This is a genomic window from Paraburkholderia dioscoreae, assembly GCF_902459535.1.
GTDB lineage: Bacteria > Pseudomonadota > Gammaproteobacteria > Burkholderiales > Burkholderiaceae > Paraburkholderia > Paraburkholderia dioscoreae.
In genome coordinates, this window is sequence record NZ_LR699553.1 from 2,203,995 (window position 1) to 2,222,818 (window position 18,824).

Annotated in this window: 17 protein-coding genes; 7 read left to right on the plus strand and 10 right to left on the minus strand. The window is 60.4% G+C overall.

The window, feature by feature from the left end:
- Window positions 1-10: 10 nt before the first annotated feature.
- Window positions 11-985 (minus strand): helix-turn-helix domain-containing protein, encoded by a 975-nt coding sequence (locus PDMSB3_RS09840; protein WP_007181910.1) that lies wholly within the window; start codon window positions 983-985, stop codon window positions 11-13.
- Between the two features lie 93 nt (window positions 986-1,078).
- On the opposite strand from PDMSB3_RS09840, the gene PDMSB3_RS09845 reads away from it, so the two are divergent.
- From PDMSB3_RS09845 to PDMSB3_RS09855, 3 genes are all read left to right on the plus strand, one after another.
- On the plus strand, window positions 1,079-2,323 hold the full coding sequence (locus PDMSB3_RS09845; protein WP_165185980.1) for a DUF1479 domain-containing protein: 1,245 nt from the start codon (window positions 1,079-1,081) through the stop codon (window positions 2,321-2,323).
- Window positions 2,324-2,399: 76 nt separating this feature from the next.
- The gene (locus tag PDMSB3_RS09850; RefSeq protein WP_165185982.1) at window positions 2,400-3,647 is read left to right on the plus strand and encodes an ABC transporter substrate-binding protein; all 1,248 of its coding nucleotides are present in this window, start codon (window positions 2,400-2,402) and stop codon (window positions 3,645-3,647) included.
- 55 nt (window positions 3,648-3,702) lie between these two features.
- Window positions 3,703-4,719 (plus strand): aldo/keto reductase, encoded by a 1,017-nt coding sequence (locus PDMSB3_RS09855; RefSeq protein WP_007181907.1) that lies wholly within the window; start codon window positions 3,703-3,705, stop codon window positions 4,717-4,719.
- A 296-nt stretch (window positions 4,720-5,015) separates the two neighbouring features.
- Here the strand turns inward: PDMSB3_RS09855 and PDMSB3_RS09860 are convergent, their stop codons facing one another.
- The 6 genes from PDMSB3_RS09860 to PDMSB3_RS09885 all read right to left on the minus strand — a co-directional run bounded on the left by PDMSB3_RS09860 (window position 5,016) and on the right by PDMSB3_RS09885 (window position 12,871).
- Window positions 5,016-5,516, minus strand: coding sequence for a hypothetical protein (locus PDMSB3_RS09860; protein WP_165185985.1), 501 nt, complete (start codon window positions 5,514-5,516; stop codon window positions 5,016-5,018).
- Between the two features lie 98 nt (window positions 5,517-5,614).
- Window positions 5,615-6,103 carry a hypothetical protein gene (locus tag PDMSB3_RS09865; RefSeq protein ID WP_165185987.1) on the minus strand — a complete coding sequence of 163 codons (489 nt, stop codon included), beginning with the start codon at window positions 6,101-6,103 and terminating at the stop codon, window positions 5,615-5,617.
- Window positions 6,096-8,420 (minus strand): hypothetical protein, encoded by a 2,325-nt coding sequence (locus PDMSB3_RS09870; protein WP_165185990.1) that lies wholly within the window; start codon window positions 8,418-8,420, stop codon window positions 6,096-6,098. The genes PDMSB3_RS09865 and PDMSB3_RS09870 overlap by 8 nt, the downstream gene beginning before the upstream one ends.
- Window positions 8,417-9,964: a site-specific integrase gene (locus tag PDMSB3_RS09875; RefSeq protein ID WP_165185992.1), complete on the minus strand. Its 1,548-nt coding sequence runs from the start codon at window positions 9,962-9,964 to the stop codon at window positions 8,417-8,419. Before PDMSB3_RS09875 ends, PDMSB3_RS09870 begins: the two co-directional genes overlap by 4 nt.
- A gap of 1 nt (window position 9,965) precedes the next feature.
- A complete protein-coding gene (locus PDMSB3_RS09880; protein ID WP_232064159.1) occupies window positions 9,966-11,291 on the minus strand; it encodes a site-specific integrase in 1,326 nt (441 codons plus the stop codon).
- A gap of 134 nt (window positions 11,292-11,425) precedes the next feature.
- Window positions 11,426-12,871 carry a DEAD/DEAH box helicase gene (locus PDMSB3_RS09885; protein ID WP_165185995.1) on the minus strand — a complete coding sequence of 482 codons (1,446 nt, stop codon included), beginning with the start codon at window positions 12,869-12,871 and terminating at the stop codon, window positions 11,426-11,428.
- Between the two features lie 186 nt (window positions 12,872-13,057).
- Here PDMSB3_RS09885 and nudC point away from each other — a divergent pair, with 186 nt between their 5' ends.
- Complete coding sequence (gene nudC, locus PDMSB3_RS09890; protein WP_007181905.1) at window positions 13,058-14,017, plus strand: NAD(+) diphosphatase; 960 nt, start codon at window positions 13,058-13,060, stop codon at window positions 14,015-14,017.
- A gap of 148 nt (window positions 14,018-14,165) precedes the next feature.
- Here nudC and PDMSB3_RS09895 read toward each other — a convergent pair whose 3' ends face one another.
- Both PDMSB3_RS09895 and PDMSB3_RS09900 read right to left on the minus strand, forming a co-directional pair.
- Complete coding sequence (locus PDMSB3_RS09895; RefSeq protein WP_007181904.1) at window positions 14,166-14,807, minus strand: DUF1109 domain-containing protein; 642 nt, start codon at window positions 14,805-14,807, stop codon at window positions 14,166-14,168.
- The gene (locus PDMSB3_RS09900; protein WP_007181903.1) at window positions 14,804-15,376 is read right to left on the minus strand and encodes a sigma-70 family RNA polymerase sigma factor; all 573 of its coding nucleotides are present in this window, start codon (window positions 15,374-15,376) and stop codon (window positions 14,804-14,806) included. The genes PDMSB3_RS09895 and PDMSB3_RS09900 overlap by 4 nt, the downstream gene beginning before the upstream one ends.
- 266 nt (window positions 15,377-15,642) lie before the next feature.
- Between PDMSB3_RS09900 and PDMSB3_RS09905 the strand changes: the two genes are divergently transcribed.
- From PDMSB3_RS09905 to PDMSB3_RS09915, 3 genes are all read left to right on the plus strand, one after another.
- Window positions 15,643-15,894 carry a pentapeptide MXKDX repeat protein gene (locus tag PDMSB3_RS09905; RefSeq protein ID WP_007181902.1) on the plus strand — a complete coding sequence of 84 codons (252 nt, stop codon included), beginning with the start codon at window positions 15,643-15,645 and terminating at the stop codon, window positions 15,892-15,894.
- 132 nt (window positions 15,895-16,026) lie between these two features.
- Entirely contained in the window at window positions 16,027-16,653 is a 627-nt protein-coding gene (locus PDMSB3_RS09910) for a cytochrome b/b6 domain-containing protein (protein ID WP_007181901.1), read from the plus strand.
- Between the two features lie 14 nt (window positions 16,654-16,667).
- On the plus strand, window positions 16,668-17,444 hold the full coding sequence (locus tag PDMSB3_RS09915) for a molybdopterin-dependent oxidoreductase (protein ID WP_007181900.1): 777 nt from the start codon (window positions 16,668-16,670) through the stop codon (window positions 17,442-17,444).
- A gap of 18 nt (window positions 17,445-17,462) precedes the next feature.
- On the opposite strand, the gene PDMSB3_RS09920 is transcribed toward PDMSB3_RS09915, so the two are convergent.
- The gene (locus PDMSB3_RS09920) at window positions 17,463-18,800 is read right to left on the minus strand and encodes an LLM class flavin-dependent oxidoreductase (RefSeq protein WP_007181899.1); all 1,338 of its coding nucleotides are present in this window, start codon (window positions 18,798-18,800) and stop codon (window positions 17,463-17,465) included.
- Window positions 18,801-18,824: the final 24 nt, after the last annotated feature.

Consider the following 18,824-nt stretch of genomic DNA (forward strand, 5'->3'; position numbering starts at 1 on the left):
AGGCCGGCCGCTACGAGGCGCTCGCCTCGCCGTTTTTTTCGCCTGACGATTTTCGCTTTCTTTGAAGGGAAGGCGACCGCTCGGTCAAGCGCGCCTCCGCGTCCTGATCTGCCGAACCCGCAGTCGCGAACTGCCGGCGGAATTCAGCCGGCGTCGTCTGCTTCGCGGCCTTGAACTGTCGATTAAAATTGGCAACGTTCGCGAAGCCGGACCGCGCGGCGATCACGGCGACAGGCAGAGAGGTATCGGCCAGCATCCGGCACGCGTGTCCAATGCGAACCCGGGCGATATACCGGCCCACGCTCTCACCGATATGTTGAACGAAGTAACGCGTGAGCGTGCGTTCCGACAGGCTGGCCGCCGCGCAGAGTTCCGGCAGCCGCAGCGGTTCGGCAAAGCGCGCGTCGATCATCGAAAGCACGCGGTTGATCTGTTCGGGCTCGTGGCCGGATGGACCCATGCTCGCCTGATTGAACGCGCTCGGCGAAGCGAGCGGTTGACCCGGCGCGTCAGCGAGCATGCACAGAATATCGAGCGCGGCGCTCAGGCGCTCGCGCGCCACGTTCGATAGCAATTGCTCCAGCCGCCCACGCATCCATTCACCCGCAGGCGGTTCGAACGCCAGCCCACATGCGGCCCTGCGCAACAGCTTGCGCAACGGTTCATATTCGCGGCAACAGTCAGCCATGCGCCGCGCCCAATCGCCGTCGAACCAGATAACGATGGCGACTTGCGGCGAGGACGGCTCGATCGAGCGATTCGATGCCCACGTATGCGGCAAATCCGGCGGCACGAGGACGAGATCCTCGGCCTCATAGTCGTTGACCGAGTCGCCGATGTAGCGCTTGCCATGACTGTTCATGGTCAGCGTTAACTCGTACTCCGGATGATGATGCCACTCGAACGGAATACGCGGGAGCCGCCGGTGGTAAACCCGGACCGAACAGTCCTTGCCAAATTCGACGTGTTCGTAGGCTGGTTTCATGGCCGAAAACGCAAATGAATTGCCTGAATAGTATCACCACGGCCCGCATGCGCGGCATATCCTAGCGCATACGAAATTCATACGGAGACATTCATGGCGCTGAAAATCGATGACTTGCCAGGCGCAATCCGGCAAGCAAAAAAGGAGTTGCGCGCGGCCTTGCCGAACTACCGGGAGGTGTTCGCCGAAGTCGAAGCGGCGATCATTGCCGAGGCAAAGCGAATCGCCGCTCAGCGGGATCGTGGAGAAGACGTCATTCCCGAGATTCAGTTTTCAGACGTAACCGGACAACGTGTCACGCCGGACCAGATTGCGCTCGTCAAGGCGCGTGGTGCATGCGTTATTCGTCAGGTGTTTCCTCGCGTACTCGTGCACGGCTGGGACCAGGACATTGCCAACTATGTCGAGACCAATAACCTCGACAAACGCCTCGAAAACCGCGCCGAGGACAAATACTTCGGCCAGTTGGCCTCAAGCAAGCCGCAGATCTATGGCGTGTACTGGTCGAAGCCGCAAGTGCTGGCCCGTCAGTCGGAATCGCTGACCGTGGCGCGCGTGTTCCTCAACAAACTGTGGCGCAATGAGAGCGACGGGCGCGTCCACTTCGATCCGCTGCATGTGCCTGTCTATGCCGACCGTTTGCGTCGCCGGCCGCCTGGCTCGGCGTCGCTCGGCTTGTCGGCGCATTGCGACGGCGGCTCGGTCGAGCGTTGGATCGAGAGCAATTTCCGCAAGGTGTACCGCCACGTGTTCGCGGGCAATTGGCGCGACTACGATGCTTTCGACGCGGCGTTCCGAACCGATGTCGAGGAAATCGCTTCGCCGGCCGTCTGTTCGATGTTCCGCACGTTTCAGGGCTGGACAGCCTTGACCCCGCAAGGCCCTGGCGACGGCACGCTGCAACTCGTCCCGATTGCCAATTCGATGGTGTATATCCTGCTGCGCGCGCTTCAGGACGACGTCGCGGAAGACGACCTGTGCGGTGCAATGCCCGGACGCGCGCTCTCGATCAAGCCGGAATTTCATGCGCCACTGTTCGAGGCATTGTCGTCGATTCCCAGAATGGAAGCGGGCGACACCGTGTTCTGGCACAGCGACGTCATCCATGCGGTCGAAGACGAGCATAAGGGCGCCGGCTATAGCAATGTGATGTACATTGCCTCCGTCCCCGCGTGCGCAAAAAACGACGCTTACCTGAAGCGTCAATTGCCGAGCTTCCTGAAGGGTGAAAGCCCGCCTGATTTCCCAGCCGACCATTTTGAAGTCGATTTCACCGGCCGCGCCACGGCTGAAGACCTGACGCCGCTTGGCAGGGCACAACTCGGGTTTGATCTGTAGTTGACATGGGCACGCACGCGCGGTCGTCTGATTGCGCACGCGTCGTCCAACCATAACGAAAAACTCGGAGACTGCAATGAAACGATCACTGACGTCGGTTGCGACGGCTGTCACGCTGCTCACGGCTGGAACGCATGCGGCATTTGCCGCCGAACAGCTCTCGGTGCTGCACTGGTGGACCTCCGGCGGCGAATCGAAAGCGATCCGCGTGCTCAAGGACGATATGAGCAAACAGGGCTACGAGTGGAAAGACTTTGCGATCGCGGGGGGCGCGGGCGCGGCGGCCATGACCGCGCTGAAGACGCAGGTCATCTCGGGCAACGCGCCCTCGGCGGCGCAGATCAAGGGGCCATTGATCCAGGATTGGGCGGAGCAGGGGTCGCTGGTCACGATCGATCAGGCCGCGACCGATTGGAAAGCACATACGCCCGCGCAAATAGACAGTGCCATGAGGGCGGGCGGTCACTATGTGGCTGCACCGTTCTCGGTGCATCGAATCAACTGGTTGTGGATCAACAAAGCCGACCTCGACAAAGTCGGCGGTACGCCGCCCACCACATGGCCCGAGTTCTTCGCACTCGCCGACAAGTTTCGCGCAGCCGGCATCACGCCTGTTGCGCATGGTGGTCAGCCTTGGCAGGATATGACTATCTGGGAGACGGTGGTGCTGTCCCAGGGCGCGGACTTTTACCGGAAAGCTCTCGTCGATCTCGATCAGAAAACGCTGACTTCGCCACAAATGGTGCAGGTGTTCGAGACTGTCCAGAAAATCCGCACTTACTTCGATAAGGGCTATCACGGCCGCGACTGGAATCTCGCGACGGCAATGGTGATTTCCGGCTCGGGCGGCATGCAGTTCATGGGCGACTGGGCAAAGGGAGAGTTCGCCAACGCGAACAAAAAGGCGGATGTCGACTATATCTGCGCCGCCGCGCCCGGCACGTCGAATGCCTATACGTACACGGCGGATGCATTCGTGTTCTTTCAGCAGAACGGCAAAAAGGATGCGACGCCGGGGCAGCTTGCGCTCGCCAGAACGATCATGTCGGTTGATTTCCAGCAGCAGTTCAGTCTCTACAAGGGTTCCATTCCTGTCCGGCTCGATGTGCCTATGGACAAGTTCGACAGCTGCGCCAGAAAGTCACGTACGGACGAGCTGGCCACGATCAAATCGGGCGGATTTCTGCCGTCGCTGGCTTTCGGTGAGCTTCAGTCCTCGGTGACCGCCGGCGCGATAACCGACGTCGTCACGAATTTCATGAACTCGAATGAGGATGCGAAAGAGGGCGTGCGAAAGCTTGCCGCTGCCGCGAAGGTCAAATAAGAGCACTGTATTGACTCTTTATCAAACGCTGCTTGACTGTTGAAAGGAGACAACGATGGATCCGGTAGCAAGGCGAAAATGGCCGCGTTCAGGGCTCGAAACAACTGTGATGGGGTTCGGCGCGGCGCCGATCGGCAACATCTTCAGGCCGATCAGCGAGGAGGATTCGGCTGCACTGATCAAGGCAGCGTGGGACGCAGGCGTGCGCTACTTCGACACCGCGCCGATGTATGGCTACGGCTTGAGCGAGGCGCGCTGCGGGCAGGGGCTGCGCTGGTGTCCGCGTGACCAGTATGTGCTGTCGACGAAGGTTGGACGGCTCCTGAAGCCGCGCAAGCGCGCCGAGATCAACTTCGCGCCGTGGGTTGATGGACTGCCGTTCGAGCCGGTTTTCGACTACAGCTACGACGGCACGATGCGCTCGATCGAAGACAGTCTGCAGCGGCTGGCGCTGGAGCACATCGACATCGCGCTGATCCATGATATCGACGTCTTTACTCACGGCGAGCGTCAACCTGAGATGTTCGAGGCGGCGATGGCGGGCGCGTCGAAGGCCCTGCTGAAACTGCGTGACGAAGGGGTGGTGAAGGCGGTGGGGCTGGGTGTCAACGAGTGGCAGGTCGCCCACGAGGCGATTCGCCGGCAGGATTTCGACTGCCTGCTGCTGGCGGGGCGCTACACGCTGCTGGAGCAGGATGCGCTGGACGGCTTTCTGCCGCTTTGCGAAGAGAAACAGGTGTCGGTGATTCTCGGCGGCGGCTACAACAGCGGCATTCTCGCGACGGGCGCGGTGCCCGGTGCCAAATATAACTACGCGCCCGCGCCGGAAGCGATTCTGGAACGCGTGCGCAAGATGGAGCAGGTGTGCCGCGAGTTCTCGGTGCCGCTGAAGGCAGCGTCGCTGCAATTCGTGCTCGGTCATCCGGCTATTCCTACCAACATTCCGGGCGTGCGCACGGTTGCTCAACTGGAAGACAATCTTCGAACCTTCCGGGCTGAAATTCCAGCGGAATTCTGGGCGGAATTGAAACGCCGCGAGTTGATCCGCGAAGATGCGCCGACGCCGCAGTAGGGTTTGTATATGGAGTGCGCCTGGCCAATTTAGCGGAAACACGACATCTGAACGTTGGACTAACAGACAGGCAATTTGTTGATTCTTGGCACCTCGGGCATCGTGTTGCGAAGGTTTGTTCTTCAACTCTTCCCTTTATTTATAGCGGGGAAGTTATCCACAGGCGCCGCTATTCGCTGAAGGGCTGTTGCATCACCGACGTGCACCGTCTGTTGCGCGGTTGGGCGTGCGACTGCGCAACAACGGCGGCCGGTCGTGGCATCGCATGATCGGATGTTGTTGCGAATCCGTGCTGCCTAGGCAGGAAGGGTAGACCGCGTTCCGAGCTGCCACAGCATGTCGATGTTCTTCAGATAGGTCGCGACGTTTTCAGCAGGCGCCTGGATGATCGAATGCTGTGTGCTATCCATGCTATTGATTTCTGCTGTCCACGGATCATCAAGATGGGCGCATACGTCGGCGACGTCCTCGCAATATCGCTGGAACGTGTCATCGTCCCAAGTCTTGACGGTTGCGGGTGCAAGCAGCACTGAGAGCACGCCTTTGCGTTCGCCGATGAATCGCACCGGTGCAAGCAGGCCAGTGAGGTACATGATCAGAATCGCGTCGAGCACCCGGTCGTCGTGATCTTCGTCCCAGATAATTGCGAAGTCGAGGAACCTGCCGTACTGAATCTGGTTCATCAGGTCGTCGTGCCACGTCGGTACGCGTAAAACAGAATAATGCGTACCTCGCCCGAGGTATCCGACGGGGCCGGGCTCATCGTGTAATGTCTGGAAGCAGGGTGGGTAAGACATTTCGTGCTCCTTTCGGGAGAGAGGCGGCTTCCGCCGCCGAACCGCAGCCATTTCGTGGCTGTAGCGATCATGCAAACACTATCACGTCACCCAGACAGTCAACGCCGCCGTCTATCTCCACGGCGCTTCGGGCTTTCTTCCGGCATTGGAGATATTGCCGCCTCCGGTATCGCGCCAAGCTTCGCAAGTTTGTCGCGTGCATCGCGATACTGTTCATAGAATCTGGCCCATTTGCTGAAGCCACCCAGTTCGCCGACCGCGCGCAACATTGCAAGGTGTGAAGCCGTCAGCAGTTGCACAGTGGCTTCGAGTTCTGCAATCCGGATGTCCTTGTCGGTGAGCGACGCTGCGGTGTCGGCGCCAGACCGTTTACCAACGCGGCCGCGCCAGCGGCGGTATGCGGCCTGCCGCTGCCGATATTCAGCGAGCAACGTGCTCCGCGCTTCGCTGCGCGTAATTGACGATGCTGCGTTGATGGACGGGTGCAGGCGCGCGACAGCGCGAGCTGTAATGTCTTCATCATCGGCGAGCAACGCTTCGAGAATCTCGCGCATTGCGTCGTTGCCGGACCCGTTCGGTTCAGTCATCAAGTACTCCACGTTGCCGCGGCAGTGACAGGTCAACGCCGTCAGGGAAGGGACGTTTGCCCGATGGTGTTGCAAGAAACTTCTGGACGCCGGCAAGCCGCTTTTCCGCGTGATCAAGCTGGTTCTTCCAGCCAATGCTAGTCGATGGCCTGGCCTTGATCGTTTCCAGCGCGAGCTTGAACTTGCCCTCGAGCTGGATCAGGTTCTGCCGGTTCTCCGGCAGATCGGTCGCCGAGAGGTGGCGGCAATCCGCGAAGCATTCGAGGTGTTTGGGGCAGGGGTCAACCGTGAACGAATTCAGGCAGTGCCCGTACGGCGTGGCATGGAAGCCGTCCGCTTCGGCGCGAAGGTAATCGTACGCGGCGGCGTCGCCCTCCGTTGCCTGAATGCGCCGGAACGCATCAACGATCGGGCCGTTGGCCTTGCCGCCCTTGATGAGCCGGGCAACCGTGCTGGCCTTCTCGCCGAGCATGACCTCGATGTCCTGCGGGATTTGGATCTGGTCGAGGTCTTCTGCAAGACTGCGATGGTCGTACTCGTAACTCTGTGCGATGCTGCGCCGGTTGAAGCGCTTCGAGATGATCGTATCGGCCACGCCCAGGCGGAACAGTTCGGTGTTTTGCAGATGGCGCAGCATGTGTGGCTCCAATTTCAAAGCCCTGTCTTCGGCGGTCTCTCCATACTTCTCGAACAACGATGGCACTCCCTTGTCGTAACCAAGGCCGACGCCAATAAAGCGCGGATCCGGGCGGCTGACCGCCATGAAGCGGTTCACGTCGCAGAGCCCGTCGTTCCGTTCTTCAGCAAGCGAGCGCTTCGGCTGAACGAACAGAAACTCCCATGGTTGAACCACCCCGACTGCAAGTGGCAGCGGCGTTGTATCGGAGACCTTGGTCGGCGTCGTGGAGCGGACATGACTTTCAAGTTCGCCGACGTGCAGATAGGTGTTATGCCAGCCCATGCGCTCCCGGACTCCGATGACCTTGCCATCAGCACGTCGGAAGCGCAATGCGATCTGTTCGCTACGCATTTTGTCCAGCAGGCGCTTGCCGAACTGATATACCGCCATGTCAAGCGTAAGCGCACCTGACTGCTGTTTCCACCTTTGATGGATGTGCAGATCGATCAGTACCGATGGGTCGAAGCTATCCCGGTAGCGTTCGATGAACGGCTCCCGTTCAATTTCCAGCCAGAACGGGTTGCCCATCAGATGTGTATATACCTCGGTGAAGGGCACCAGGTCATGGGCCTCATACCACGGAAGTAGCCGACCGGCTTCGCACTGGAGCTTCAGCGTCGCACGTAGCGGCTCCGTGAGCTTTGCGACATGGTCAAGCGTCTCAGTCAACAGGCCACGGAACATATCTGGCACAGGTTGTGTTTCTTCGCGCAGGAAGCGACTGGCCGACTCGTCCTCCTGCTGCTTTTCCGCAAAGTGGCGAACCATCAGCGACGTAGAGATGCCACCGGATTCGCCCGCAGGCCGCCCCTTCGCGTCCAGATAGGATCGTTCCCGCCTCCAGTCAACCGGTAGCAGGGCAGCTTCACCAATGCGGAATCCAGTCACGATCATCGCGCGTACTGCGGCGAACCGCAGATCGTCCATGAACGTACGCGGCTTTTCGGTCATCACGATACGGGTCAGCTCCCAGAACGCCCGACGCTCCGGCAACCGCTCCTCACGCTTGCGGGCCTCCAGATCGGTGAGTAACTCGTCCTGCGACCAGGTGTGCTTTGCCTTGATCGCGCTTTTCATTTTCATGCGGGGAATGGCGAGCGACGAGTACATCTGTCCGGCATCGCAGATGTGCCGGGCGTCGAACACTACCTTGACGATGCCGGCCACCAGGTCCCCCAGCTTTCCCGTGGCCTGGATCGCCTTGCCGACATGGACCGCCAGACGCAGATCGTCCGCGATCAGTTGCCACGGTTCCTTGTCCACGCATGTAGCGATCACACGCAGCGGCCGGGCGATGCTTTGCGAGACATACCCTGCGGTGTGCCGTTTGAACAGCAACTGCTCGACGACCGCGGCCTTGATGAGGTCCTGCCAGGCGGCAGATAGCGGGCGCTTGCCGAGAGGCGTCAGGTCACGCTCGACACGCTCGGCATTGACGATCGCCAGCGCCTTCGCGTCACACCCGAGGTCACGCAGATAATGTAGCGGCGGTGGAACATCGCCAGCCATGGCGGTAAGGTTCCAGCCAACACTGTCGCGCGCGACGCCTTGTTCGTCGAGAAGCATGTTCCATGACAGGCCTTTCTCGCGGACCAGCGTTTTACCCAGCTCGATGAACGCGGAGTAGTGTGGGTTCATCGGTCGTTGCCTTCCAGTTCTTCGATGACCGTCTGTATCTCAGCGATCGTGCGCTGCAACTGCAGATAGGCCGGCGACCTGGTATTGCCGCGCGAACTCTGGTCGAAGAACGTCACCACTTCACGCATCGCAGCCAGCACACACTCATGCATTACCTTGTCGTGCAAGGGCATGAACTTCCCGCATCCATAGCACGACGTGACCGGGTTATAGGGGCAGGCCGGCTGGCCAGATGTGCAGCCACCAATTCCGGCAATCGGAATGCCGTGAGGCACACCGGCGATCTGTTGTTCACCTTTAAGAAGGGTGAGCTCTTCCGGGAGGATGAACCGGTCGTGGGCAATTTTCGCCACGCGCCGGTATATATCCGACGCGCCGAGCGCCCGGTTCACCCGTTCCGCATGAGTGGCCGATGTCTCGTAGTACACCAGCCCCGTCTGTATATGCGAATGGCCCAGAAACTCGGCTAGCTCTTCGTGACTCGCGCCGGCGTCGACGAGTCGTTGGGCCGCCGTATGCCGCAGATCCGTGGCCGTACCGAGGTCATCAGAGCCGATCAGTTTTCTGACGAGCACGGCAATTCGTGATCCCGCTTCGTAGCTCGATCCGACCGTAAAGAATCGAGCGGCACCCGTGACACCCTCCGTCTTTCGTTGCGCATGGAGCGAGGCGAAGAGCGGAGCCCACTCACGTTTGACCCGACGTGTGAGCGGTTTTCTTTTCGAGTTGCTTTGCTGCTTGGCCATGTGGAAGGTCAGATGAACCGTCGGCGGTCCATCCGGTGTGTCCTGCCAGATGCGAACATTTCGCATGCCCAGCATTGCAATCTGGATCGGGCGCATGGCGAACTGGTAGGCGCACAGCAACATCCCTGCGTCGCAAATATCCTCGTTCGATGGGGCCGTGGCCACCATGGACGCAAGGGCCACAACCATTTCATCCAGATGACGCACAACGGCTGCTTCTTCTTCCGCGCCCAGGAACACATCACCCGAGCGCACGCCCGCGTAAGCGTCGCGGGCAGGCAAGGGAAGGGCGGTGGTAATGTAGGCGTCGTAGGTATCAGACCAGCCTCGCAATCGATGGCGACACAGGAGTCGCAACAGCGCTTTCACCAGGATATAAGCCGACAGGGTCATCTCGCGCACCCGTAGTCTGGTCCAGACAGCCGTAATGCCGATGGGACCAGCGCGAACAATGTCAATGACATCGCCGAGCGCCAGATGGGGAGCTGCAATCAGGTAGTTTGCCGCGGTCGATACGTTTAGATTTTCACCGAGCAGGAACAGGAAGACGTGCTTCAACAGCAGGGCGTGAGTGTCCGCAAAGCGCGTAAAGTCGATCCTGATTATCCTGCCGTTGATTGCCAGTTCAAAGACCGCTCGACCAGCTGGATCCCGGATCGAATGCTGCACATCATCGAAGTCATCGTAATAGCGGATGACCGGTGGCAGCATTGGTAGCGCCGCCACAATCTGACCAATAACGTCATCGGCAGGAAACCGCTCGGGGAACAGGTCCGACTGGATTGGTGACTTGCCCATATCAGATGCTCCTGGGCAAGGCACGAAGAAGTGCGACCCGGTCGTCGAAGGCGTCATTCCATACACCCGTCAATCGATCCTCAAACACAGCCCGCGCATACCGGGACGGCATGGTCGATGCCTTGGACCAGCCGAAGAACGTCCGTAGCTTCTGGAGGGCTTCATCCATCGCGTCGCCTTGCTCCAGCAATTGACGGAGCCGGACTACGGCACACGTGTGGCGCAGATCGTGAGGCGTCACTGCGTCCTTGCCAGTTCGGTCCTTCAGTTCTGTCAGCACCTCGACCGGCAAGCAGCGCGACATCTGCGCAAATACTTTGGTCAGTGTCTCGGTCGACAACGGTGCATCGGTCTGTGAGTTCAACAGGAACGAGTGATCGGGTCGACCCCGATAGTTTTCGACATAGCGTTGCACCAGGCTGGCAGTCAGTTCGCTGACTGGCACCTGCCGAATCGAATGCACATTTTTGATGCTGGGCTTCGAATAGCGGGAGTCGCCCTCCGTGGTTGCATACTCGTTTTCCTGCACATTGAGCCAGTACCGCGTTCGCAGTTGCTTGTGGTCGTAGGCGCTTTTCACGGCATCGGCCGCAAGCAGCAGCACTTCGCCGCGTCGCAAACCCTGGTGCAGCATCAACACAAATGCGACGAAGACGCGCCAGCGTGTCTTGTCACGTTCAAAAGGATTTTGAGGAGATTCCGGGTCAAGCAGCGCATACAGCGCCTCGACGGTACTCGCCGGCAACGAGCGAACCGTCTCCACCGAATTGTCCCTGCGAACGTGGAGCTGGCTGTAAAGCGTGGAAAGCCTGTGCAGTCGCTGTTCGATGCGCTGCAGCCGTTCGTCGGCGACCTGACTCTTTGACAACCAGGTCACGACCGTCGTCACGAAGCCAAGCCCGGCTTGCCAGCGCTTTTCGTCGGCGCCGGTCACCGCCGGCTGATTTCGGATGGAGACGAACCACGATTCGAGAATCTGGGCCAGCGCGCCGTCGTCGAGTTCAGCCAGCGCATCATCCAGCGCATTCGGGCCAAGGAGACGGTCTGCATGTTGATAAAGATCCTCCAGATATCGCAGCTTCTTTGTGTGGGTGGAATCCGCCAGTTGCGAAGCCGTCATTGCCGACCAGACTGCAGCCCAATAACGCGGCAGCCCAACATCGTCGACCAGCACCGGACCACGAAGCGCCGACGGAACCGCGGCGCCGAGTAATTGCTGAAACACTGGGATCACCCGCAAAAATACGCAACGGGCGAAGTTACCATTAATGGGGACAGATTTTGCTCGGAAAACCGCCAGAAACTTGACCGAGCGCAACAGTTCCAAACATACCAGTTCTGTTGATAATTTATATTATGTCAAATATTGGATTTAATCCCAGGACGCTCGATCCTCCTATCGTTCATTCGCTTAAACGAACCGCCAGCCTGTTCCGGGCTGGCCTTACTCATCCCCACGAATCAAGATTGGCGTTTCCCGCGCCCACCAGCGGGTTTGCCAGCCGGCTTACGTGACCCCGCAGTTGGCTTGCCGGCGGGCTTGCTACGTGGCTTTTGCACGCTGAATGGGCTACCGCCCACCAGGCTTGTGCCCTTACCCACAGCCACGGCGCATTGCGCCGCAAGCTTGGGTTGGTTTTCGCCACTTTGCGGGCGCGGTTTTTTGCTGAGCACCTGCATGTCGCGCGGCGCAGCGTGCGGCACTCTGGACTTCTTGGGTTTTTTGGGCTTCCTGATGATCTCGCCCGTCGCGCTAGTTTGCGGCACGCGGTGTTCTGCTTCAAAACCCGGTTCTTCTTCACGGCGCAGCGTTTGCCGGATCAGTGCTTCAATCGCGGCCAGTTGCGGCGCTTCATCGGCACACACAAGGGACACCGCCACGCCGCTGGCGCCCGCGCGGCCGGTACGGCCAATCCGGTGCACGTAGTCCTGCGCCACGATCGGCAGATCGACGTTGATCACCAGCGGCAGATCGTCGATATCCAGACCGCGCGCAGCCACATCGGTGGCTACCAGCATCTGTACTTCGCCCGTCTTGAAACGTTCCAGCGCACGCAAGCGCGCGGGTTGCGGTTTGTCGCCGTGGATGGTGTCGACCGCATAGCCCGCTTCATCCAGCATGGCCGCCAGGTAATCCACGCCATTGCGGGTTTTGACGAACACCAGCGCGTGCCGCCAGTTGTTCTCAGCCACGAGGTGCATGAAAAGGTCAGGCTTGTTCTTTTTATCCACCGTCACCACCCACTGCCTGATCTTGCTAGCCGTGGCATTGGGCGGGCTGACGCTGATATTGAGCGGGTCGCGCAAAATGCCCGCCGCCATCGCGCGGATATCATCGGTAAACGTGGCAGAGAACAGCAAGGTCTGGCGCTGAACGGGCAACGCAGCAAAGACGGCGTTGAGCTCGCGCGCAAAGCCCAGATCCAGCATGCGGTCGGCTTCATCCAGCACCAGCGTTTGCACCTGATCAAACTGCACGGCGTTCTGGCGATTGAGATCCAGCAAACGGCCCGGCGTAGCGACGAGCACATCCACGCCTTTGCGCAGCTTCATCATCTGCGGGTTGATACTCACGCCGCCATAGGCGGCCAGAAATCGTAAGTCGAGGCCTTTGCCGTAATCGATAAAGCTTTGCAGCACCTGTTCGGCCAGTTCACGCGTGGGCACCAGTACCAGAACACGCGCGCGGTTGCTGGACACCGCCGGGCCGTGTTGCACCAGCCGTTGCAACAGTGGCAGCGCAAAACCCGCCGTTTTGCCAGTGCCGGTCTGTGCCGCAGCCATGACGTCCTTGCCACTCAGCACAGCAGGAATCGCCTTGGCCTGCACCGGCGTAGGTGTCTGGTAATTGAGATCCTGCACGTTACGCAGCAAAGGATCGATCAGGCCAAGTGAGGCAAAGGACATTGGCGTATTCCGGGCTAAAGCCGCAATTCTAGCGGGTACTTTGTCACGCGAGTTGTAGAACCCATTGACTGCGCCAAAGCGGCGCTTCAAATGGAGTGGAAAAATACTGCGCCGTGTGAATCCTCACGAACCCCGGCGTGCGAGCGGACTGAACCCCGTGCCATACTTGCGGATCCTCCTGCCTCTATGTCAACGACCGTGATAACCGCCCTTCCCGCGTCCATCGGCTTTAACCTCAACCCGCTGAACCGCCGCTCCGACAAGCGGGACGACCACGCCTACCTCGAGCATCTGCGCAGCGACCCGGCCGCGCGGTTTCTTGTCTTCGACGGCGACGTCCCCTTGCTCAAGCGAGGCAGCGAGCACGACCCGTGGTTCGTCTCCAGCGAGACCGCAGCCTTCGGCCAACCTCTGCATAGCGTCTTCCTCGGGGAAGACACCGACGGCAGCGGACGGTTCGCGCTTGGCTTCGCGCTCGACCTTGCGCCAAAGGCCCCTTTGCCAGGCACCGGCCATGAGCGCATCGACCTGCGCTCGCTCGCGCAGCAGGGCCTCGTCGCTGCGGGAGCGCTCGGCATACTGGCCGAGGCGAAGTCGATGCTCGACTGGCATCGCCGCCACTCTTTCTGCGCGAACTGCGGCTCTGCAAGCCGCGTCGCGATGGCCGGCTGGCAACGCGCCTGCGATGTTTGCGGCGCACGCCATTTTCCCCGGGTGGATCCCGTCGTGATCATGCTGGTGATAGACGGTGAACGTTGTCTGCTCGGCCGCCAGCGCCAATTTGCCCCCGGCATGTATTCGGCGCTTGCCGGTTTCGTTGAGCCGGGCGAGACGGCGGAAGACGCCGTGCGCCGCGAAGTGATGGAGGAGGCTCGCCTGAAGTGTGAACAGGTTGTCTACTTCGCGTCTCAGCCGTGGCCCTTTCCTTCATCGCTGATGATCGGCTGCTTTGCACAGGCGAGCGATACCGACATCGTCGTCGATACGGCCGAACTCGAAGACGCTCGCTGGTTCACGCGCCAGGAGGTCGCGGCAATGCTCGCGGGCACGCATGCGGACGGGCTGTCGGCGCCCAAGCCGTTCGCCATTGCCCATCATTTGCTGCGGGCGTACGTCGAGAAAGGCGGCTCGATATTGCTCGGCTGAGGATCCCGCAAAAAGAGCACTGCACTTACTGCACGGCACCACCGCGGTGATTCCGTTGCCCGCGCGCCGCAGGCGTATCAGAAGTTCGGCTATTGAGTCAGTCGCGGAGATTGCGTGCGCGACTTTGAGGAGTCGGCCGGCACGGCAATCACCAGCGCAACAACCGTGGCCCCAGCAGCGCGCCGACGATCGCCGGCAACAGCATTCCAAGCACGTACCACACACCCCAGAATGGAATCCCCATCTCCGGGCAATGCAGGCAATACGCGAGCGTCGCGATCGACCCGGCCAGCAGGCCGCCCACGGCGCCTGTCAACACGAGCCGGGTCGGCGCCAGTCCTTTGAGTGCCCAAAACACGGCCACAAAGCCGGGAATCGACAGCATCGCGATATTGAACGGACAGACCCGCCAGGTTTTGCCGAGCACGAGTGCGAGTCTCGCGTCGCCCGGTGCGGCCATCAGTACATACGCACCGGCCAACCACACCGCCGCGACGGGCGCCGCGATCAGCCAGCCGCTGCCGCCCGTGCGCAAGCCGGGACGGGCAAGCCGCGTCGACATCCACAGCGAGCCGATCATCACGCATAACGGCAACGCGATCTTGGCCCAAAAGATCGGCGTGACCGCCACTTGGGCGAGATCGCGCCGGATGCCGAGCACCAGCGCCATGATCAGCGTCGCACCGGCCGCGCCGGCCAGCATCGCGACGCCGAAGCGTTTCGTGAGCGCGTAACGGTCCACCGGCGCGACGCCGGTGGCAAGCAGGGAAATAAAGTCATCCGTTTTCATCGCGTTCCTCGAATCTTTGCAGCCAATGCCTTGAGTCCACGATGTACGCCAATCTTGACCGCGGACTCCGACAAGCCGGTCAATTTCGCGGTCTCCGTCACGGACAGCCCTTCGAGCTTCACATGCACGATCGGCAGGCGCTGGCGATCAGGCAACTGTTCGAGCAGTTTCCCAAGGTCGCGCTTTGCTTGCGCCGGTTCGAGATCGGGTGCGGCGAGCAACTCGAACGCGTCGTCAAGCGGATCGTTCAGCGCGTCGTGCCGGGCGCGCGCCCGAAAGTAATCCGTCAGCTTGTAGCGTGCGATCGCGTGGATCCATGCGGTCAGCGGTTCCTGCGTGCGGTAGGTATGCCGTGCGTTGTGCACTGCAAGCAATATTTCCTGCACGAGATCTTCGGCGTCGGACGCGCCGTCGTGAAGCCGCCTGCGCAGGAAGCCGCGCAAGTGCGCGCCCAGTTCCGCGAGAAATTGCCGGTACGCGGCACCGTTGCCGTCCAGCCCACTCAGGAACAGGGTTCGCAGATGCGCCTCTTTCGCCTGCGCTGCGGTGATATCGGTAGTTCGATTCATCTGGGACGTCGGTTACAGGAAACAGGAGTTTATTCCATCACCCCGTGCACTGGAGCGCACGACCGTGCCGCACTGCCCTCTTTTTCCGTTTCGGCAAAAAAAATCGCGCCTGCTGTAACCGCGCCGGCACTCGTGGCGAACTACCTCACAGATGCGGAATGACGACGCATCGGTAGTTGCCGGAAAGCAGGTTCACCTCATAAACACACGGATCCTATACGCCGCTTAGGCCGCACGGTCCGATCAACAATATTCAAGGAGTTGCCATGAAAAGCATTGCAATCGCAGTATTCGCCGCAGCGTTGCTCGTCGGCGGTGGTTCGGCGTTCGCCCAGGCGAGCGGCGCCATGTCCCATGATTCGATGTCGAAAGACGCGATGAGCAAGGACTCGATGGCCAAGGACTCAATGTCCAAAGATTCGATGAGCAAGGACGCAATGGCCAAGGACTCGATGAGCAAAGACGGCAGCAAGATGAAACCCGACGCGATGAAAAAAGGCGACGCGATGAGCAAGTAAGTCCCCGGGGTGCGTTCCCGGCCCGCCGGCCGCGAATGCACCTCCGGATCCTCATGCCGTTTCGCCTGCCCAGCGGGAGCCGGTCCTGAACGAAGTTGCCTCCACCGCCAACGCGATTACCGGAGATTCACTATGAACGCGCTCCCTGAACCCGGCGCATCGCACGACAAGTCGCGCACGATTCAACCCGCGTGGGTACGTATCACGCACTGGCTCAACGCACTGGCCGCGGTGCTGATGATGCTCTCAGGCTGGCGAATCTACGACGCGTCGCCGGTATTCGAAGGTTTCAGGATTCCCACCGGCATCACGCTCGGCGGCTGGCTCGGCGGTGCGTTGCAATGGCACTTCGCGGCGATGTGGCTGCTGTTCTTCAACGCCCTCTTCTATCTGGCGATGAACCTCGTCACCGGACGCCTCAGCTCGAAATTCTTCCCGCTGTCACCGCGCGCGATCCTGCACGATCTCGGCGAGGCGCTGAAAGGCCATCTATCGCACGCGGACCCGAGCCGCTACAACGCCGTGCAGAAATTCGCGTATCTGTTCGTGATGCTCGACATCGCCATCCTGATCGTATCGGGGCTCGCGATCTGGAAATCGGTGCAGTTTCCGTTGCTGCGCGAACTGATGGACGGATATGACACTGCACGCGTCGTTCACTTCTGCGCCATGGCCTTGCTGGCCGGCTTTATCGTCGTCCACCTGACGATGGTCGCGCTTGTGCCGCGTTCGTTGCTTACGATGATTCGCGGCCGCTAACGGGGAGTAAAACCATGAAGCTATTCAAACCTTCGTCGCTGGGCGTGGATCGCGAGTCGCTGGCTATCGACGTGCGCCGTGAACTCGATATGCCGTCACGCCGGCTGTTCGGCAAGCGCATCATCACGCTCGGTGGTCTTGCGATGCTGACAGGATGCAGCCTGTCGGACGATAAATCGGTCGAGACGTTCTTATCGCGCGTGTCGAAAATCAACGACAGCGTGCAGGGTTGGCTGTTCGATCCGGATCGTCTCGCGCCGACCTACACGGAAGCACAGATCACGCGTCCGTTTCCCTTCAACGCGTTCTATGGGATCGACGATGTCCCGCACGTGGACGGCAGCGACTTCCGGTTGAAAGTCAGCGGCCTCGTGCAGGAAAAAAAGACATGGACCCTCGATGATCTGTACGCCTTGCCGAAAGCCGAACAGATTACGCGGCATATCTGCGTAGAAGGATGGAGCGCGATCGGCCGATGGGGCGGCACGCCGTTTTCCGAATTCCTGAAACGCGTGGGCGCTGATACATCGGCGAAATACGTCGGCTTCAAATGCGCCGACGACTATTACGAAAGCATCGATATGCCGACGGCGCTGCATCCGCAGACATTGCTGACCTTTACCTACGACGGCCAGCAATTGCCGGCAAAATACGGCTATCCGATGAAGCTCAGGATGCCTACCAAACTCGGTTACAAGAACCCCAAGCACATCATGGAGATCTTCGTAACTAACACGTTTCCGGGCGGCTACTGGGTCGATCAGGGCTACAACTGGTTCGGCGGTTCGTGAACAGCGAGCTGAATGCGATTACGTTCGAGCACCGGAACCCGCAAAGAACCGGTTCTCAGGCCGCGGCAGCCCCAGATTCTCTCGCAGCGTGGCCCCTTCGTATTCGCGCCGGAACAGCCCTCGCCTCTGCAACTCAGGGATCACCTTGTCGACGAAGTCGTCGAGACCGCCCGGCAGATACGGAAACATCACATTGAATCCGTCGGAGCCCTCTTCCACCAGCCACTGCTCCATCTGATCGGCGATCATGGCCGGCGTGCCGACCATCTCAAGTCCCGCGTAGCCGCCAATGCGCTGGGCCAACTGGCGAATCGTCAACCGGTCGCGCTCCGCCCATTCGAGCACGCGCTGCCGCGAGGTGCGGCTCGCATTGGTTTCAGGAATGTCGGGTAGCGGGCCGTCAGGATCGAAGCCTGACACGTCGTGCCCCAATGCAATCGACAATGAAGCGATACCGCTCTCGTAATGAACGAACGTGTCGAGTCGCGCTCGTGTTTCGAGCGCCTGCTCCAGCGTATCGCCCACCACCACGAAGGCGGCCGGCAGGATCTTCATGTGATCGCGTGAGCGCCCCAGCTTCTCCATGCGGCCTTTGACATCGGCATAAAAGCGCTTGCCGTCCGCCAGTTGAGTTTGCGCGGTGAACACCACCTCGGCCGTTTCGGCGGCGATCTGCCGCCCGGCTTCCGACGATCCCGCCTGCACGATGACCGGCCAACCCTGAACCGGGCGCGCGATATTCAACGGCCCGCGTACCGAGAAGTTCTCGCTTTTGTAGTTGAGGACATGCAGTTTCTGCGGATCGAAGAATGTGCCGGTTGCCGTATCGCGGATAAAAGCGTCGTCGGCCCAACTGTCCCACAGTCCGGTGACGACATCGAAGAATTCGCGGGCGCGCCGGTAGCGCTCGTCGTGCTCCACATGTTCGTCGAGGCCGAAATTGAGCGCGGCGTCCGGGTTCGACGTGGTGACGAGATTCCACCCCGCGCGGCCGCCGCTGATGTGGTCGAGCGAGGCGAAACGCCTTGCCACATGATACGGCGCGTCGAATGTCGTGGACGCGGTGGCAATGAGCCCCAGCCGCTCGGTGACCGCAGCGAGCGCGGGGAGCAGCGTGAGCGGCTCGAACGACGTGACCGTGTGGCTGTGCTTGAGCGCGTCGAGCGGCATGTTGAGCACCGCGAGGTGGTCGGCCATGAAGAACGCGTCGAAGCGCCCGCGCTCCAGCGTCTGCGCAAAACGCTTCAAATGCCCGAAATTGAAGTTGGCGTCGGGATAGGCGCCGGGATAGCGCCACGCGCCGGTATGAATCGTAGTGGGACGCATGAATGCGCCGAGGCGAAGCTGACGTGACATTAAACGATCTCCGTCCCGAACTGG

Bases quoted from the DNA above. Each gene is read 5' to 3' on its own strand.
- PDMSB3_RS09885 (WP_165185995.1), bottom strand. From the start codon at position 12,871: ATGTCCTTTGCCTCACTTGGCCTGATCGATCCTTTGCTGCGTAACGTG.
- PDMSB3_RS09905 (WP_007181902.1), top strand. From the start codon at position 15,643: ATGAAAAGCATTGCAATCGCAGTATTCGCCGCAGCGTTGCTCGTCGGC.
- PDMSB3_RS09900 (WP_007181903.1), bottom strand. From the start codon at position 15,376: ATGAATCGAACTACCGATATCACCGCAGCGCAGGCGAAAGAGGCGCAT.
- nudC (WP_007181905.1), top strand. From the start codon at position 13,058: ATGTCAACGACCGTGATAACCGCCCTTCCCGCGTCCATCGGCTTTAAC.
- PDMSB3_RS09865 (WP_165185987.1), bottom strand. From the start codon at position 6,103: ATGACTGAACCGAACGGGTCCGGCAACGACGCAATGCGCGAGATTCTC.
- PDMSB3_RS09910 (WP_007181901.1), top strand. From the start codon at position 16,027: ATGAACGCGCTCCCTGAACCCGGCGCATCGCACGACAAGTCGCGCACG.
- PDMSB3_RS09920 (WP_007181899.1), bottom strand. From the start codon at position 18,800: ATGTCACGTCAGCTTCGCCTCGGCGCATTCATGCGTCCCACTACGATT.
- PDMSB3_RS09850 (WP_165185982.1), top strand. From the start codon at position 2,400: ATGAAACGATCACTGACGTCGGTTGCGACGGCTGTCACGCTGCTCACG.
- PDMSB3_RS09915 (WP_007181900.1), top strand. From the start codon at position 16,668: ATGAAGCTATTCAAACCTTCGTCGCTGGGCGTGGATCGCGAGTCGCTG.
- PDMSB3_RS09840 (WP_007181910.1), bottom strand. From the start codon at position 985: ATGAAACCAGCCTACGAACACGTCGAATTTGGCAAGGACTGTTCGGTC.
- PDMSB3_RS09855 (WP_007181907.1), top strand. From the start codon at position 3,703: ATGGATCCGGTAGCAAGGCGAAAATGGCCGCGTTCAGGGCTCGAAACA.
- PDMSB3_RS09895 (WP_007181904.1), bottom strand. From the start codon at position 14,807: ATGAAAACGGATGACTTTATTTCCCTGCTTGCCACCGGCGTCGCGCCG.
- PDMSB3_RS09845 (WP_165185980.1), top strand. From the start codon at position 1,079: ATGGCGCTGAAAATCGATGACTTGCCAGGCGCAATCCGGCAAGCAAAA.
- PDMSB3_RS09860 (WP_165185985.1), bottom strand. From the start codon at position 5,516: ATGTCTTACCCACCCTGCTTCCAGACATTACACGATGAGCCCGGCCCC.
- PDMSB3_RS09875 (WP_165185992.1), bottom strand. From the start codon at position 9,964: ATGGGCAAGTCACCAATCCAGTCGGACCTGTTCCCCGAGCGGTTTCCT.
- PDMSB3_RS09870 (WP_165185990.1), bottom strand. From the start codon at position 8,420: ATGAACCCACACTACTCCGCGTTCATCGAGCTGGGTAAAACGCTGGTC.